Source organism: Bacteroides sp. D55t1_190419_B8 (assembly GCF_015558905.1).
Classification (GTDB): Bacteria; Bacteroidota; Bacteroidia; order Bacteroidales; family Bacteroidaceae; genus Bacteroides; species Bacteroides vicugnae.
Map to the genome: position 1 here is coordinate 33,252 of NZ_JADMOU010000031.1, position 14,112 is coordinate 47,363.

At 41.1% G+C, this 14,112-nt stretch carries 13 protein-coding genes; 11 read left to right on the forward strand and 2 right to left on the reverse strand.

What is annotated here, in order from left to right; all coding sequences use genetic code 11:
- Positions 1-10: 10 nt before the first annotated feature.
- The 5 genes from I2I13_RS20310 to I2I13_RS20330 all read left to right on the forward strand — a co-directional run bounded on the left by I2I13_RS20310 (position 11) and on the right by I2I13_RS20330 (position 5,284).
- Positions 11-1,576, forward strand: a complete 1,566-nt coding sequence (locus I2I13_RS20310; RefSeq protein WP_195650356.1) for an STM4011 family radical SAM protein — start codon at positions 11-13, stop codon at positions 1,574-1,576.
- A gap of 236 nt (positions 1,577-1,812) precedes the next feature.
- Positions 1,813-3,177 carry an MATE family efflux transporter gene (locus I2I13_RS20315; protein WP_195650357.1) on the forward strand — a complete coding sequence of 455 codons (1,365 nt, stop codon included), beginning with the start codon at positions 1,813-1,815 and terminating at the stop codon, positions 3,175-3,177.
- 40 nt (positions 3,178-3,217) lie between these two features.
- Positions 3,218-3,766, forward strand: a complete 549-nt coding sequence (locus I2I13_RS20320) for a Crp/Fnr family transcriptional regulator (RefSeq protein ID WP_148364944.1) — start codon at positions 3,218-3,220, stop codon at positions 3,764-3,766.
- A gap of 124 nt (positions 3,767-3,890) precedes the next feature.
- On the forward strand, positions 3,891-4,769 hold the full coding sequence (locus tag I2I13_RS20325; protein WP_195359437.1) for an AraC family transcriptional regulator: 879 nt from the start codon (positions 3,891-3,893) through the stop codon (positions 4,767-4,769).
- A 92-nt stretch (positions 4,770-4,861) separates the two neighbouring features.
- A complete protein-coding gene (locus I2I13_RS20330) occupies positions 4,862-5,284 on the forward strand; it encodes a pyridoxamine 5'-phosphate oxidase family protein (protein ID WP_167511767.1) in 423 nt (140 codons plus the stop codon).
- 794 nt (positions 5,285-6,078) lie between these two features.
- Here the strand turns inward: I2I13_RS20330 and I2I13_RS20335 are convergent.
- Entirely contained in the window at positions 6,079-6,978 is a 900-nt protein-coding gene (locus I2I13_RS20335; RefSeq protein WP_195650358.1) for an AraC family transcriptional regulator, read from the reverse strand.
- A gap of 236 nt (positions 6,979-7,214) precedes the next feature.
- Between I2I13_RS20335 and I2I13_RS20340 the strand changes: the two genes are divergently transcribed.
- Positions 7,215-7,781 (forward strand): flavodoxin, encoded by a 567-nt coding sequence (locus tag I2I13_RS20340; protein ID WP_195359450.1) that lies wholly within the window; start codon positions 7,215-7,217, stop codon positions 7,779-7,781.
- A 605-nt stretch (positions 7,782-8,386) separates the two neighbouring features.
- Complete coding sequence (locus tag I2I13_RS20345; RefSeq protein ID WP_148364948.1) at positions 8,387-9,646, forward strand: phosphatase PAP2 family protein; 1,260 nt, start codon at positions 8,387-8,389, stop codon at positions 9,644-9,646.
- Positions 9,647-9,684: 38 nt separating this feature from the next.
- Here the strand turns inward: I2I13_RS20345 and I2I13_RS20350 are convergent, their stop codons facing one another.
- A complete protein-coding gene (locus I2I13_RS20350; RefSeq protein WP_148364949.1) occupies positions 9,685-10,581 on the reverse strand; it encodes an AraC family transcriptional regulator in 897 nt (298 codons plus the stop codon).
- Between the two features lie 266 nt (positions 10,582-10,847).
- Between I2I13_RS20350 and I2I13_RS20355 the strand changes: the two genes are divergently transcribed.
- From I2I13_RS20355 to I2I13_RS20370, 4 genes are all read left to right on the forward strand, one after another.
- Positions 10,848-11,672, forward strand: coding sequence for a carboxymuconolactone decarboxylase family protein (locus I2I13_RS20355; protein WP_195650359.1), 825 nt, complete (start codon positions 10,848-10,850; stop codon positions 11,670-11,672).
- A 42-nt stretch (positions 11,673-11,714) separates the two neighbouring features.
- Positions 11,715-12,281, forward strand: coding sequence for a sugar O-acetyltransferase (locus I2I13_RS20360; protein WP_195650360.1), 567 nt, complete (start codon positions 11,715-11,717; stop codon positions 12,279-12,281).
- A gap of 75 nt (positions 12,282-12,356) precedes the next feature.
- Entirely contained in the window at positions 12,357-12,920 is a 564-nt protein-coding gene (locus I2I13_RS20365; RefSeq protein WP_195650361.1) for a flavodoxin, read from the forward strand.
- Between the two features lie 12 nt (positions 12,921-12,932).
- The gene (locus I2I13_RS20370) at positions 12,933-14,096 is read left to right on the forward strand and encodes an aldo/keto reductase (protein WP_195650362.1); all 1,164 of its coding nucleotides are present in this window, start codon (positions 12,933-12,935) and stop codon (positions 14,094-14,096) included.
- The last annotated feature ends 16 nt before the right edge of the window (positions 14,097-14,112 follow it).

Here is a 14,112-nt window from a genome sequence, read left to right on the forward strand (position 1 = left end):
CGAAATAGAAATGGAAAACGAAGGCTCTTTACTTTCCTTCAGGCGTATATATTATCGCGGCAAATTGAATAGCTGCAACTATACCTGTTCTTATTGCCCTTTCGGCAAGAAGTCGTATCTGGCAGATACGACCCGGGATGAACAGGCATGGAATCGTTTTATAGCAGCTATTGAACAATGGAAAGGGGAGCCGTTGCAGTTATTTATTATTCCTTACGGTGAAGCATTGATCCATCGTTATTATCGGAAAGGAATGATGCATTTGGCAGCATTGCCACAGGTGGCTGGAATTTCCTGTCAGACTAACCTTTCTTTTCCGGTCAAACACTGGCTTGATGAGATTCGTGTGACTCCCACTGTGATAAGTAAGATAAGGCTCTGGGCCAGTTTTCATCCTGAGATGACTTCGGTAGAGAAATTTGCGCATCAGATTCATATACTCCATCATGCGGGAATACAGGTATGTGCCGGAGCGGTAGGAAATCCCTCTGCAAAGGCCGTACTCAATGATTTACGGAATACTCTTTTGCCGGATATTTATTTATTCATTAATGCTATGCAGGGGTTAAGGGCACCATTAAGTCAGGAAGATATTCAGTTTTTCAGTCAACTGGATAATCTTTTTGAGTATGACTTGAAGAATGCTCCGGCACAATGGGAAGTTTGTGCAGGAGGAAGAAACAATTGTTTTATCGATTGGAAAGGGGATATGTATGCTTGTCCCCGAAGCCGGGTGAAGATTGGTAATTTTTATCAAGGTGATGGAGCTGTTCTGCCGCTATCTTGCGAGAGGAAAGTTTGTGATTGCTATCTTGCGTTCAGTAACCTGAACAATCACCCTTTACATCGAATCATGGGAGAAGGGGCGTTCTGGCGAATACCTGACAAGCCACTTATTACGACTGTTTTCTTCGATGTGGATGGAACACTGACTGATTCACAGGGAAAAGTTCCTGAAAGTTATGCTAACGCTTTGCGATATATGGCACAGTCCGTTTCCTTATATCTTGCCACTTCTCTGTCGATGGAGCAGGCGAAGAAAAAGCTGGGAAAGGCTCTTTTCGATTTATTCAGCGGAGGAGTGTTTGCAGATGGAGGTTTATTATCTTATTCCGGCCAGATCAGGTGTTTGCCGGTGAAAGTATATCCGGAGGTATATGGAGAACCGGCAAAAGTCACTATTCATAGTTATGAAGGAGTGGTTTATAAGTATAGTATATTGGTACGTGATAAAGAACAGAGAGAAGCTATTCTTACCCGGTTGAAAGAGAATCCCTGCCAGGTCTTTCATAAAGCTCCGCTGATAACAGTCATTCATCCTGAAGCAAGTAAAAAAGAGGGGGTGCTTCAGTTATGTAAGGCTTTGACTTTATCTTTTGAACATACTTTAGTTGTAGGAAATTCGTTAAAGGACTGGCCGATGATGTCCGTGGTTTCTCATTCTTGTGCCGTAATGAATGCGGAACCCTTATTAAAAGAACGCGCACGTTATACGCTGAATCCGGATCGGTTGGCAGCTTTCTTTCGTTTTTCTAACGGAGATTCTATAGATCAAACCTCGTCTGATAATAGTTGATATATAGCTAGTTACATCTCCGTGAGAAAATAAAAGCTGGTTAAAATTTGGTAATTATGAAAACAAAGCCCATATTTGCAGCCCTGAAATAGGGACAGGCATAAAAATCCTCATCGGAGGGTGCTATAATAATAATTATAGTGCTGGATAAGATGAATGGTGCAAATCATTCGCTTGTCCGGCACTTTTTTATGTTGTAACAAAATAAGATAAAGAGGAAAAGTATCGAAGAAACTATGAAAGAGTTAGATTTGACACAAGGAAGCGTACCGAAGGTATTGTTGCTGTTTGCAGTACCTTTTTTAATTGCCAACGTGCTTCAGGCGCTTTATGGCGGGGCTGACCTTTTCGTTGTCGGACAATATGATGATTCGGCAAGTGTGGCAGCCGTAGCTATTGGTAGTCAGGTGATGCAGACAATAACAGGTATTATTCTGGGTATTACTACCGGAACAACCGTACTGATTGCTATTGCTACCGGAGCCAAAGACAATCGGAAAGTAGCTTTTACAATCGGGTCTTCCGTATGGTTGTTTTCAATAACCGGCGTAGTGCTAACTTTGGTCATGGTACTTTTCCATGGTCAGATAGCAGAACTGATGCATACTCCCGTCGAAGCTATGGCAGATACGAAAAACTATATTTTGGTATGCTCTCTGGGTATTCTGTTTATAGTGGGATATAATGTTGTATGTGGTATTTTGCGTGGATTGGGTGATTCTAAAACATCGCTTTATTTTGTCGGACTGGCATGTGTGATAAATATAGTGCTCGATTTTATATTGGTCGGTTATTTCCATTGGGGAGCTACAGGAGCGGCTATTGCTACTATATCTGCACAAGGTGTCAGCTTTGGAATAGCACTCTGGTTCTTGTACCGGCACGGATTTTCTTTTGACTTTTCACGGAAAGATATTCGATTGAACCGGAATCTGTCTAAAAAGATCATGGTGTTAGGAGCGCCTATTGCTTTGCAGGATGCTTTAATCAATGTTTCTTTTCTGATTATCACGGTCATTGTCAATCAGATGGGAGTCATTGCATCTGCTTCCCTGGGTGTTGTTGAGAAAATCATCGTGTTTGCTATGCTGCCTCCAATGGCTATATCATCGGCTGTGGCAACCATGACTGCACAGAACTATGGAGCGGGGCTTATCAAGAGAATGAATAAATGTCTGGCTTCGGGGATTGGGATTGCTCTTGTTTTCGGTGTGTCGGTTTGCGTGTATTCGCAATTCCTGCCGGAGACTCTTACTGCTTTCTTTACGAAAGATGCTGCTGTGGTGGCAATGGCGGCAGATTATTTGCGAGGGTATAGCATCGACTGTATCGTGGTTAGTTTCGTGTTCTGCATTAATTCTTATTTCAGCGGACAAGGAAACTCGTTATTCCCGATGATTCACAGTCTGATAGCCACTTTCCTGTTCCGTATACCGTTGTCATACTGGTTCAGCCAGATAGATAGCTCGTCGCTGTTTATCATGGGATTTGCTCCACCCATTTCAACGGTCGTTTCATTATTGATTTGTATCTGGTATTTACGATATACCCAAAGGAAATTATATTTGAGAGGCACAATGATGCCTGCTATGTCGAATTAGGTGTTTTTAAGTGACATATATTAACTAAAATCTATTTTGTATGGAAGCTTATTTGAAGAAACTCTGTTTTGAGTATCAGGTGGATGAAAGAGAAGTGAAAGAGCTGTTGGCTCGAATGGAAATGGTGTATCTGGATAAAGGAGAAACGATTGCTTCTGCCACAATGCCAGAGCAGAGCTTGTACATTATTGTTTCCGGTATTCTGCATACATATACCACTCATGAAGGAGAGGAGAGAACCAGCCGGTTTTTCTCTGCGGGTGATGCTGTGTTATGCTATAATTCAAGTCTGTATTCTATCAAGACACTGACGAAATGTGCTGCTTATTACATCAGCGAAGAAGAGATTGAAGAGTTGTGTGCATCTTCAATTTCATTTGCGAATCTGGTCCGTCAACTGATGGAGTATCAGTTTTATTTTAAAGAGGAAGAGAATATGAGTGTCCGCAAACTGACAGTAAGGGAAAGGTATCTCTCTTTATTGGCGGAAATCCCGGATATTCTGTACAGGGTGCCATTGAAGCACATTAATCATTACTTGGGGGCAGATGTAACCAGTTTGGGGTATCTGGCCGGAGGTTCTAAATAGGAAATATAACCTAGACATATTTTTTCTATGTATTCCTTATCAGATGGCTCATGGCTTATTCAATCGAATCGATTTTGGAAAGTCTTTGGATTATTTGGTAAGGAATACTATTTTTGTATTCTGAATGAAAAACTCAATACCTCGATATACTTTTTATAAGCATAAGTATGGGAGTGAACTTTTGGTCGATGTAGTAGAACTGAAGTATGTGAAGAAGTTCCTGGCTAAAAGTACTGTCCACACTCTAAATTATTATGATATTACTTTCATAACAGAAGGTAAGGGAGCTTTTTCAGTCGATAACCAAACCTATGAAGCAATTCCATGTGACGTTCTTTTCTCTAAACCGGGGGAAATCCGGAACTGGGATACTCATCATATCATCAATGGGTATGCTCTGATTTTCGAAGAAGAGTTTTTGTCTTCCCTCTTTAAAGATTCTTTGTTTGTACGGCATCTTTCGTTTTTTCAGATAGAAAGTTTTTCATCGCGACTACATTTGTCTGATGAACTTTATACACGCATACTTGAAACCTTGCATGATATAAAGATGGAGATTGATTCGTATCAACAGGACGATGTACACGTTTTGAGAGCATTGCTTTATGAAGTCCTGATGTTGTTGGATCGTGCTTATCTTAAAAAGACTTCGATGGAAGAGGGCAGGAACAGGGAAGTTTCCAATAATCATGTAAGCAGATTCATGAATTTGGTTGCTACACATGCAAAAGAGCAACATTCGGTTCAATATTATGCGGATAAGCTCTGTATTACTCCTAATTATCTGAATGAGATGATAACCTCGACCATGGGGTTCAGTGCAAAACAATATATCCGGAACAAGGTGATGGAAGAGGCTAAAAGGCTGCTTGTTTATACGGACTTTCCTATAGCTGATATTGCATTTGAACTCTGTTTTTCAACAGTTTCTTATTTTATCCGTAGTTTCCGGCAGCATACGGGAGAAACTCCATTATTGTATCGTAAAGCACACAAACCGTAAAAAGTGCTATTTCTACCTTTCTTTTTATTGCATTACTTTTCTGGTATTTCTCTACTTTCGCATCAGATAATAAACCAATAATAAAAAGTAAAATGATGAGAGACGCGGAAAAAACAGTAGGCAACATGATTGATAAGCTGAAAACAGCTTTTATCGGTTCGGTAGACGGTGAAGGATTTCCTACCATCAAAGCAATGCTGCAACCTAGAAAAAGAGAGGGCATAAAAACGATTTATCTGACAACAAACACTTCGTCCATGCGTGTGGCGCAATACCGGGAGAATAACCATGCATGTATCTACTTCTGTGATACGAGATTTTTTAGAGGTGTTATGCTACGCGGCGCGATGGAGGTCTTGACGGACAGTGCCAGTAAAGAGATGATCTGGCAGGAGGGAGATACCATGTACTATCCGGAGGGAGTGACGGATCCCGATTACTGTGTATTGAAGTTTACTGCTGTTTCAGGACGTTTCTATAGTAATTTTAAATCGGAAGATTTTGTGGTCGAATAATGTCTATACTATTCCTCATAACATAATAAGTTCTGCCACTGGTTGATGATATTTTGCTTCCTTTATTTGATAAAGGATCCGAGTAAACACTCTTATATTTTTATCTTAGCGGCAGTAGAGCTTATGTCTAACCCCACTTTATATGCATTCATATACCAAACATCTTAAATTAAACCCAATGTTTGACATCTGTGTCAGACGCAAATGTATGTAAAATATGGTAGATGCCGTGAGTCGTATTCAACGTTTTGGATTTAATTAGCGAATTGGAAAAATAGAAAGATGGGATGTGGAGGAGGAAAACGATTGTGTAAATAAAGAAGTAAATGAATTATTGTGTATTTATATTACCTGTAGAGCTGTTCCGAAATTTTTTCGTGGTGAATGCTAAAATTATTGCTTACTCTATTTTTGACAAAAGAAAACGTCGTTTTTAATAAACCCGAATCCTGTTTATAATAAACTTTTTGATAGTTTTAGTAAAACGGTATTCGAGTTTATTATAAACTATTTGATAGCAGTTTTAGAATTAGACGAGAGATTTTAAGCTGAATTATAAACAAAATGGGGCAATAATCATTCGACTATTGCCCCATATCATATAGGAGTCGGTATTGTAAAATACCGGGTTGTTTATGATTTATGTATGATTATTTCTATCTAATTTCATGCTTTTTATACTTTTTCTTTTCTCAAAGATACAACATAAAAAGTCATTTGTCAAGAGTCTGATGCGAAAAGTATCTTATCGGTTTTAAAAACAGAAGAAGAATTTTGCTTCTAATAACTGATTTTTATCCGGCTTGTGCGCGGTACTCATTGGGGGTAGTTCCAATGTTTTTCTTAAATACCCTGCTTAAATGATGGGGATATTTAAAACCGAGTTCGTATGCTATTTCGCTGATTGTTTTATTACTTTCAATCAATAGTTCTTTTACTTTTTCCATTATGGCCAGTTGGATATATTCCTGTGCGGACTTTCCGGTTTCCTTTTTTACCAGATCTCCAAAATAATTGGGAGAAAGGTGTATTTGTTCTGCACAGTATTGTACGGAGGGCAAACCGATCTCGGAGGGTTTGTCCGAATTGAAATATTGCTGAAGTATCTGTTCGAATTCGGTTAGTAAATCATGGTTGACTACTTCACGAGTGACGAACTGGCGTTCGTAAAAACGCACGCAATGATTGAGCAGGGTCTCTATATTGGAAGTCACAATTTGTTTGGTATGCTTGTCGATTGCATTTTCCAATTCTTCCCGTATTTCATGAAAACAGTTCAAGATGATCCGGCGTTCCCGGTCAGACATGTGAAGAGCTTCATTAGATTCATAAGAGAAAAAAGTATAGTCTTTCATTCTGCGGGCAAGGGGAGTACCATATAACAAATCGGGGTGAAACATAAGCACAAGACCTTTGGGATTTATAGTCTCACCGCCATCATTCACACCGGCTATTTGTCCCGGAGAAATGAAAACTAACGTACCATCTTCGTAATCGTATTTGTTACGGCCATATTGAAGCACACCGCAATCAAGTTCTTTATAGAACACACAATAAAAACCGAAATTCTTTCGACAGTGCTTGAGGGATTGGAGCGTAGAGAAATCGGTTACACTAACCAGAGGATGCAGGGTTTCTGCACCTAGAAGTCTGTTATATTCCTGGATAGTTTCCAGTTTTATTATATTCTCCATATTCATATTCTTTTGTTTCACAACAAAAATAAAGGTTTTCAATGAGAATGCCATACGGGATATGTCATAAAAGGTAATTTGTGTTTGATATTCTGTAATTTGTGTTAGTGTGCTGATTTGCAATATCGTGTGCTTAGTAAAAATGGTTATAATATCAGTAATTTGTCTATTGTGTTACTTTCTATATTCCGGTAACTTTGCATCATCGAAAGGTAATAACTAAAATGAAATTGAAGATGAGAAAATTAGTATTGATTATGATGATGTGTTTAGCGGCATTGAGTTCTTACTCATGTGCCCAAAGTGATGAACCGGTCACCCAGGTGAGTGGAAAGAAAATCCTTGTTGCTTACTTCAGCTGGGGAGGTACTACAAAACGTTTGGCGGAGGAGATTGCTTCACTTACAGGTGGCGATTTGTTTTCTATTGAAACCGTTACACCTTATCCAACGGATTATACTCCTTGTACGGAGGTGGCGAAAGAGGAATTGGAGAAAGGTATTCGTCCTCCATTAAAAGATGTTGTTAAGAATATGGATGATTATGATATTGTTTTTGTAGGCTGTCCGGTGTGGTGGCATACAGCTCCAATGGCGATATGGTCATTTCTGGAAAGTAAAGAATACAATTTGAAGGGAAAAATCATTGTACCATTCTGTACTTATGCAGCCACTTACCGAGATGAAACTTTGGCTAAAATAGTAGAACTTACTCCGGATTCAGAACATTTGAAAGGTTTTGGCTCTACAGGTAGTACAAGTGGAGCAAAAGGTTGGTTGAAAGAAATTGGAATAATAAAATAACAATAGATACAAATAGGATAAGTATTATGAAGTATCGAGAATTAGGAAATAGTCGGCTTCGGGTGTCTGCTATCTTTAATCATAAGAAAGCATCTCGTCGTCAATTTCAGATATTGCTTTCTTTTCTGCATCCGAGAGGGGGGCAATAAAATGATTCCAAATCTTATTTTGTAGGGGGCTTCGAGTTTGAGATATTCTGTAAGTTTGGCTTTTATCGGATGTGTCATGTCTGACATGTAGGCTTCACTGTTTTCAAATGGAATGTATGTTCTACTATTACTTCTGTTGGTATTGCCAAGTATAATATTGTTAATTTATAAAAAGAGAGAACGAGCCGTTGATAAATAATTAATTTTGTAGCAACAAAGAGTGATATGGTTATGAAATTCAGAAGCTATGAAGATTATAGAAGATGAACGGAGTCTTTCGGACAGCATCGTAGCATATCTCAGCAGTGAGAAGTATTATTGAATAAGTCGGCTATGGTGAACGACACGCCGGTGGAGCTTTACACATATAAAGAACCTGAAAGCGAAATTTGCTGCTGCGGGATGTAAGGGTTGTATTAAGAATGTGCATGGAACAGGGCATAAATGGACAGAGTAATGAAAATGATTGTAATATGTATTGTTGGTATTTGTAGCTTTTCTTTCTTATCTGCTCAAAATTTGGCAGATAATGTTATGGCGGAAAGAAGAGATAGTTTGCGTATCTCTACAACAACCAATTTTAGTAGAAGGCTTGATAAATTCTCATCTTCCCGTTTCTATCAGATGACGTATATCGGCATTCCGTTAATGGTTGGTGGCTTGATTGTAAAAAATGAGGACGATCATTTTCGAGGTTTACGTAACGACTATCTGCCCCGTTTCAATCGTCATTTGGATGATTATATGCAATATGCCCCTGCTGCAGTGATGCTTGGTATGAAAGCAGCCGGAGTGCAAAGTCGCAGCTCATGGGGTAGAATGCTCGTTTCCGACGCTTTTTCCGCACTGCTGATGGGTGGTGTGGTAAATACTTTGAAGCAAACGACAAACGTCGAACGTCCGGATGGCTCAAACAAACATTCTTTTCCATCCGGACATACGGCTACGGCATTTATGACTGCTACCATGTTTACCAAGGAATACGGACATAAAAGTCCATGGGTAGGTGTCGGGGCATATAGTGTGGCTACTGCAACCGGTCTTATGCGGATGGCAAACAACAAGCATTGGTTAAGTGATGTGCTGACGGGGGCAGGAATCGGAATATTGTCGACGGAAGTGGGGTATTATTTTGCAGATCTGATATTCAGGGAAAAAGGAATCAATAGGTTTGCAGGTGAAGATAGGTTCGACAGAATGGATAGGCCTTCATTTGTCAGTTTGTATCTCGGATTGAATATCCCGTTGAGCAGTTATGATATCGACGAACAAATGGAGTTTCGTACTTCATCAGGCAGTTCGGCCGGTGTGGAGGGGGCCTGTTTCTTTAATCCGTATGTAGGCGTGGGAGGGCGATTCACTGTTTCCAATACTTTGATTATTGTCAATGAAGAACAGGCAGAAAATAACACATTTGATGCGATATCGCTTTGCGGAGGAAGCTATTTTTCATATCCGTTGTCTTCACGATGGCTGATAGGCAGTAAACTTCTGGGTGGATACGTGCATTATCCACAATTGGAATTAACTGACCGGTCGGTTTCTGCAAGAAATGGTTTCTGCATGGGAAGTGGGGTTTCCTTGACGTTCAAAGCAAAGGAATATTATGGAATCCGTTTTTTTCTCGACTATGATTTGCTTCCGTCGCATAGTAGGAACAGTGGTGAGTATATGAATATGCTTACTTTAGGGTCATCATTTATGATTACGTTTTAAATCGTAGCATATTTTATTCTTGCCTTTTTATATAAAGACTAATTCTGTGAGCGGAATTCATTGGGGGTACAACCCGTAATCCGTTTGAACATCCGGCTTAGATGTTGCGGATATTGGAATCCTAGTCCGTAAGCAATTTCACTTGTAGTCTTATCTGTTGCTAGCAAAGCTTCTTTGGCGCGTTCGATCAGTTTATTCTGGATATATTCCGAGGCGGTCTGTCCCGTCTGTTTGCTAATCATATCTCCGAAATAGTTTGCTGATAGAAATACTTTGTCGGCAAAGTATTTAACAGTAGGTAATCCCTCTCGTAGCGGAGTCTCGTTGTCGAAATACTCATCCAGCAACCGTTCGAAACGGACAATGATGTCTTTGTTCACTTCTTCGCGTGTTGTGAACTGCCGTTCGTAGAAACGCATGCAATAATCGAGCAGTAGTCCGATATTGGCACAAATTAATCGGCGGCTGTGCTTGTCTATGTTGTGTTTCAGTTCTATTTCAATCTTATGCAGACAATCCATCACGGTCTCCCGTTCTTCCTCTGAAAGGTGTAATGCTTCACGGGTTTCGTAGGAAAAGAAAGAATAGTTCTTGATCTCCTGACCGAGTGCCGTGCCACGAATCAGGTCGGGGTGAAACAGGATGCCGTGAGCATTTGGCTGGACATTTTTAACCATCTTGGTTTCCGTTACCTGACCCGGAGCAAAACTGACAATCGTGCCGTCCTGATAGTCATAGTTCTGACGGCCATACATGATATTTCCGCAATAAGTATCTTTCAGAAAAAGAGCATATACGCCGTAGTTGATCTTGAAATGTTCCGGCCACTGCGTTGCTTTCGACAGATCGACAACACTTACCAATGGGTGTCGTGTTTCGAGTCCGAAAAGTTTGTTGTATTTATCTACCTCATCAAGTTTAATAACCTCTTCCATAATCCTTTCTTTTATATTCTTTATCGCAAATATAATTCATTTTATTTGAATTATAGATGGCTTTATTACAGAATCGAGGATTTGGGTACAAATATCAGTAAATCATATACAAGCCCACTCATTTTATTGCAGTAGATTTGCAATCAAAAGTTTAACAATGAAAAGATAGAAGATGATGGATCGCAGAAACTTTTTGAAAAGGGTATGCAAATGTCGATTGACTCAGCAAACCATATTAATAACTTCATTCAATAAACGAAATGATTATGAACAAACTCCTTTTATTTTCAGTATTTAGTATTTTAACACTCAATGTTATGGCACAAGAAAAGATAGTACAGACGGCAGGACGTGACCAGTTAGGAACGTTTGCCCCCAAGTTTGCGGAACTCAATGACGATGTTCTCTTTGGAGAAGTTTGGAGCCGCACTGACAAACTCGGTCTGCGTGACCGCAGTTTAGTAACCATTACCTCCCTTATCAGTATGGGAATCACGGACAATTCGCTCGTTTATCATCTTCAGTCGGCGAAGAAGAACGGCATCACCCGCACGGAGATCGCAGAGATTATCACTCATATAGGTTTCTATGCAGGTTGGCCGAAGGCGTGGGCAGCGTTCAATTTGGCAAAAGGAGTATGGTCTGAAGATATTGTTGGTGAGGATGCCAAAACAGCTTTCCAGCGTGAGATGATTTTCCCTATTGGCGAACCCAATACAGCCTATGCACAGTATTTTATTGGTAACAGTTATCTTGCTCCGGTTTCGCGCGAGCAGGTGAATATCTCTAACGTTACTTTTGAACCGCGTTGCCGCAATAACTGGCATATTCACCGTGCAACGAAAGGTGGCGGACAGATGCTTATCGGTGTAGCCGGTCGAGGATGGTATCAGGAAGAAGGTAAACCGGCGGTAGAGATTCTGCCTGGTACGGTTATCCATATTCCTGCTAATGTGAAACACTGGCACGGGGCTGCTGCCGACAGTTGGTTTGCTCATCTGGCTTTTGAAATTTCCGGTGAAAACACCTCCAATGAGTGGCTTGAACCGGTTACAGATGACGAGTATAACAAACTCGAACAGACGAAATGATGATTTCTGCTAATCCTGTTTTATCTTTTGAAAGGAAATACTATGACTACCGAGGAATTTAAGGAATATGTAAAGACGCGCAAGGCGCTTAATACAGAAGAAATACATCGTTTGATGGATGATATGAGTAATGAGGCAAGACGTATCACCTTCCAACTGAATACGGCATATCACACACCGGAAGAAGTGCGCCGATTACTCTCCGGGTTGTTCGGTTATCAGGTGCCATCGTCGCTCCGGGTCTTTCCACCGTTTTATACGGATTTTGGTAAGAATATTACCGTTGGTGAGGGTGTGTTTATGAATGCCTGCTGTCATTTTCAGGATCATGGTGGTGTGACTATTGGTGACGGTTGTCAAATTGGGCATAATGTGGTTTTTGCTACACTTAATCACGGGTTGGCTCCGCAAGACCGTAAAACGACTTATCCTGCACCTATCGTACTCGGTAAGAATGTATGGATAGGTTCTAACGCGACGATTCTTCAGGGAGTGACTATCGGTGATAATGCTGTTGTTGGTGCCGGAGCTGTAGTGACAAAAGATGTGGAAGCGAATACGGTTGTGGGTGGTGTTCCTGCACATTTTATCAAAGTAATAGAAGAATGAGAAGCCTGTGGTGTTACTCCATCGTGATAATGTCTAAACTAATTAGTGATAAGAAATATTTAAAATCAAAATAAAATGAAACAGATTATATTCATATTTATGAGTCTCCTTTGCTTTAGCTGCTCATCAAAAGCGCAGAATCAGACAGCGGATACTAATGTACAGTCCGATAAGAAAATCTTGGTTGCCTATTTCTCTTGTACTGGAACTACAGAAAAAGTTGCCGATGCCATTGCAAAAACGATTGGCGGCAAACTTTACCGGATAACTCCCGTTACGGCCTATACCTCAGCAGATCTCGACTGGAACAACAAGAGTAGCCGTAGCTCAATTGAAATGACGACTGAAAATTCACGTCCGGAATTGGGTGGAGAAGTGCTTGATCTGAAAGATTACGACGTGGTATTCCTTGGTTATCCGATATGGTGGAATTTATGTCCGCGTCCGGTCAATACATTCCTTGAGAAATATGATTTCTCCGGTAAAACCGTTATTCCATTCGCGACTTCCGGAGGAAGCTCGATAACTAATAGTGTAAAACAACTCAAGAAACTTTATCCAAAAATTACATGGGGAGAAGGGCAGTTGTTGAACGGAAGCGTTAAGCAAGCCGGAGAGTGGGCGAAAGGAGTAATGTAAAAACGTAAATTTATGGAAGAGAACAATAAAATGAATATTAGCCGTCGCGGATTTCTCAAGGCGACGGCACTGGCGGGAGCAGCATTAGCTGTGCCAACTGGATTGGATAAGGTTTTTGCATCTGAAACGAAGCAACCCGAAACATCTCGTACTGACAATGAGTCTGCACGTATTAGAGAGCATCGGGTATTGGGTACAGGCAAGGCGGCTTTCGAAGTATCGGCACTCGGTTTCGGTGTGATGGGGATGACTTACAACCGCAGTCAACATCCGGACAAGAAACAGTGCATCCGCTTGTTGCATGAAGCGGTAAATCGTGGCATTACGCTTTTCGACACCGCTATAATCTATGGACCGCTAACGAATGAAGAACTGGCCGGGGAAGCATTATCCGAATTTAAAGGCCGGATTAACGTAACGACTAAATTCGGACATGAGGTAATTAACGGAAAAGCCACGGGGCGTCAGAACAGCCGCCCGGAAACCATCCGTCGTTATTGTGAAGAGTCACTCCGTCGCCTCCGACTCGATTCACTTCCCATGTTTTACCAGCACCGCGCTGATCCGGATACTCCGGTGGAAGAGGTAGCATCGACTATTGCCGACCTGATGAAAGAAGGGAAGGTGCAGCGTTGGGGAATGTGTGAAGTGAGTGCCGATACTATTCGCAAGGCTCATGCTGTATGTCCGCTCACAGCGATTCAAAGTGAGTATCATTTGATGCATCGTTTGGTGGAAGAAAACGGAGTGCTCGACACCTGTCGGGAATTGGGTATCGGGTTTGTTCCATATAGTCCGTTAAATCGCGGTTTTCTAGGTGGTTGTATCAATGAATACACGGTTTTTGATCCGAACAATGATAACCGCCAGACCTTGCCACGTTTTCAGCCGGAAGCGATGCGGATGAATACCCGTATCGTGAATGTTCTACAAGCTTTCGGCCGCACGCGAGGCATGACCTCGGCGCAAGTAGCACTCGGCTGGCTGTTGCAGAAAGCACCTTGGATCGTACCCATTCCCGGAACGACGAAACTGTCACATCTCGAGGAAAACCTATACACATTGTCTTTTGCTCTTTCGCCCGAGGAGTGGAAAGAATTGGAGGATGCCGTTGCAGCTATTCCTGTTATAGGAGACCGATATAATGCAGAACAGCAACGGCAGGTAGGTCGTTGAGAATCTCTTTTCTTTG

Bases quoted from the DNA above. Each gene is read 5' to 3' on its own strand.
- I2I13_RS20310 (WP_195650356.1), top strand. From the start codon at position 11: ATGGAAAACGAAGGCTCTTTACTTTCCTTCAGGCGTATATATTATCGC.
- I2I13_RS20315 (WP_195650357.1), top strand. From the start codon at position 1,813: ATGAAAGAGTTAGATTTGACACAAGGAAGCGTACCGAAGGTATTGTTG.
- I2I13_RS20320 (WP_148364944.1), top strand. From the start codon at position 3,218: ATGGAAGCTTATTTGAAGAAACTCTGTTTTGAGTATCAGGTGGATGAA.
- I2I13_RS20325 (WP_195359437.1), top strand. From the start codon at position 3,891: ATGAAAAACTCAATACCTCGATATACTTTTTATAAGCATAAGTATGGG.
- I2I13_RS20330 (WP_167511767.1), top strand. From the start codon at position 4,862: ATGATGAGAGACGCGGAAAAAACAGTAGGCAACATGATTGATAAGCTG.
- I2I13_RS20335 (WP_195650358.1), bottom strand. From the start codon at position 6,978: ATGGAGAATATAATAAAACTGGAAACTATCCAGGAATATAACAGACTT.
- I2I13_RS20340 (WP_195359450.1), top strand. From the start codon at position 7,215: ATGAGAAAATTAGTATTGATTATGATGATGTGTTTAGCGGCATTGAGT.
- I2I13_RS20345 (WP_148364948.1), top strand. From the start codon at position 8,387: ATGAAAATGATTGTAATATGTATTGTTGGTATTTGTAGCTTTTCTTTC.
- I2I13_RS20350 (WP_148364949.1), bottom strand. From the start codon at position 10,581: ATGGAAGAGGTTATTAAACTTGATGAGGTAGATAAATACAACAAACTT.
- I2I13_RS20355 (WP_195650359.1), top strand. From the start codon at position 10,848: ATGAACAAACTCCTTTTATTTTCAGTATTTAGTATTTTAACACTCAAT.
- I2I13_RS20360 (WP_195650360.1), top strand. From the start codon at position 11,715: ATGACTACCGAGGAATTTAAGGAATATGTAAAGACGCGCAAGGCGCTT.
- I2I13_RS20365 (WP_195650361.1), top strand. From the start codon at position 12,357: ATGAAACAGATTATATTCATATTTATGAGTCTCCTTTGCTTTAGCTGC.
- I2I13_RS20370 (WP_195650362.1), top strand. From the start codon at position 12,933: ATGGAAGAGAACAATAAAATGAATATTAGCCGTCGCGGATTTCTCAAG.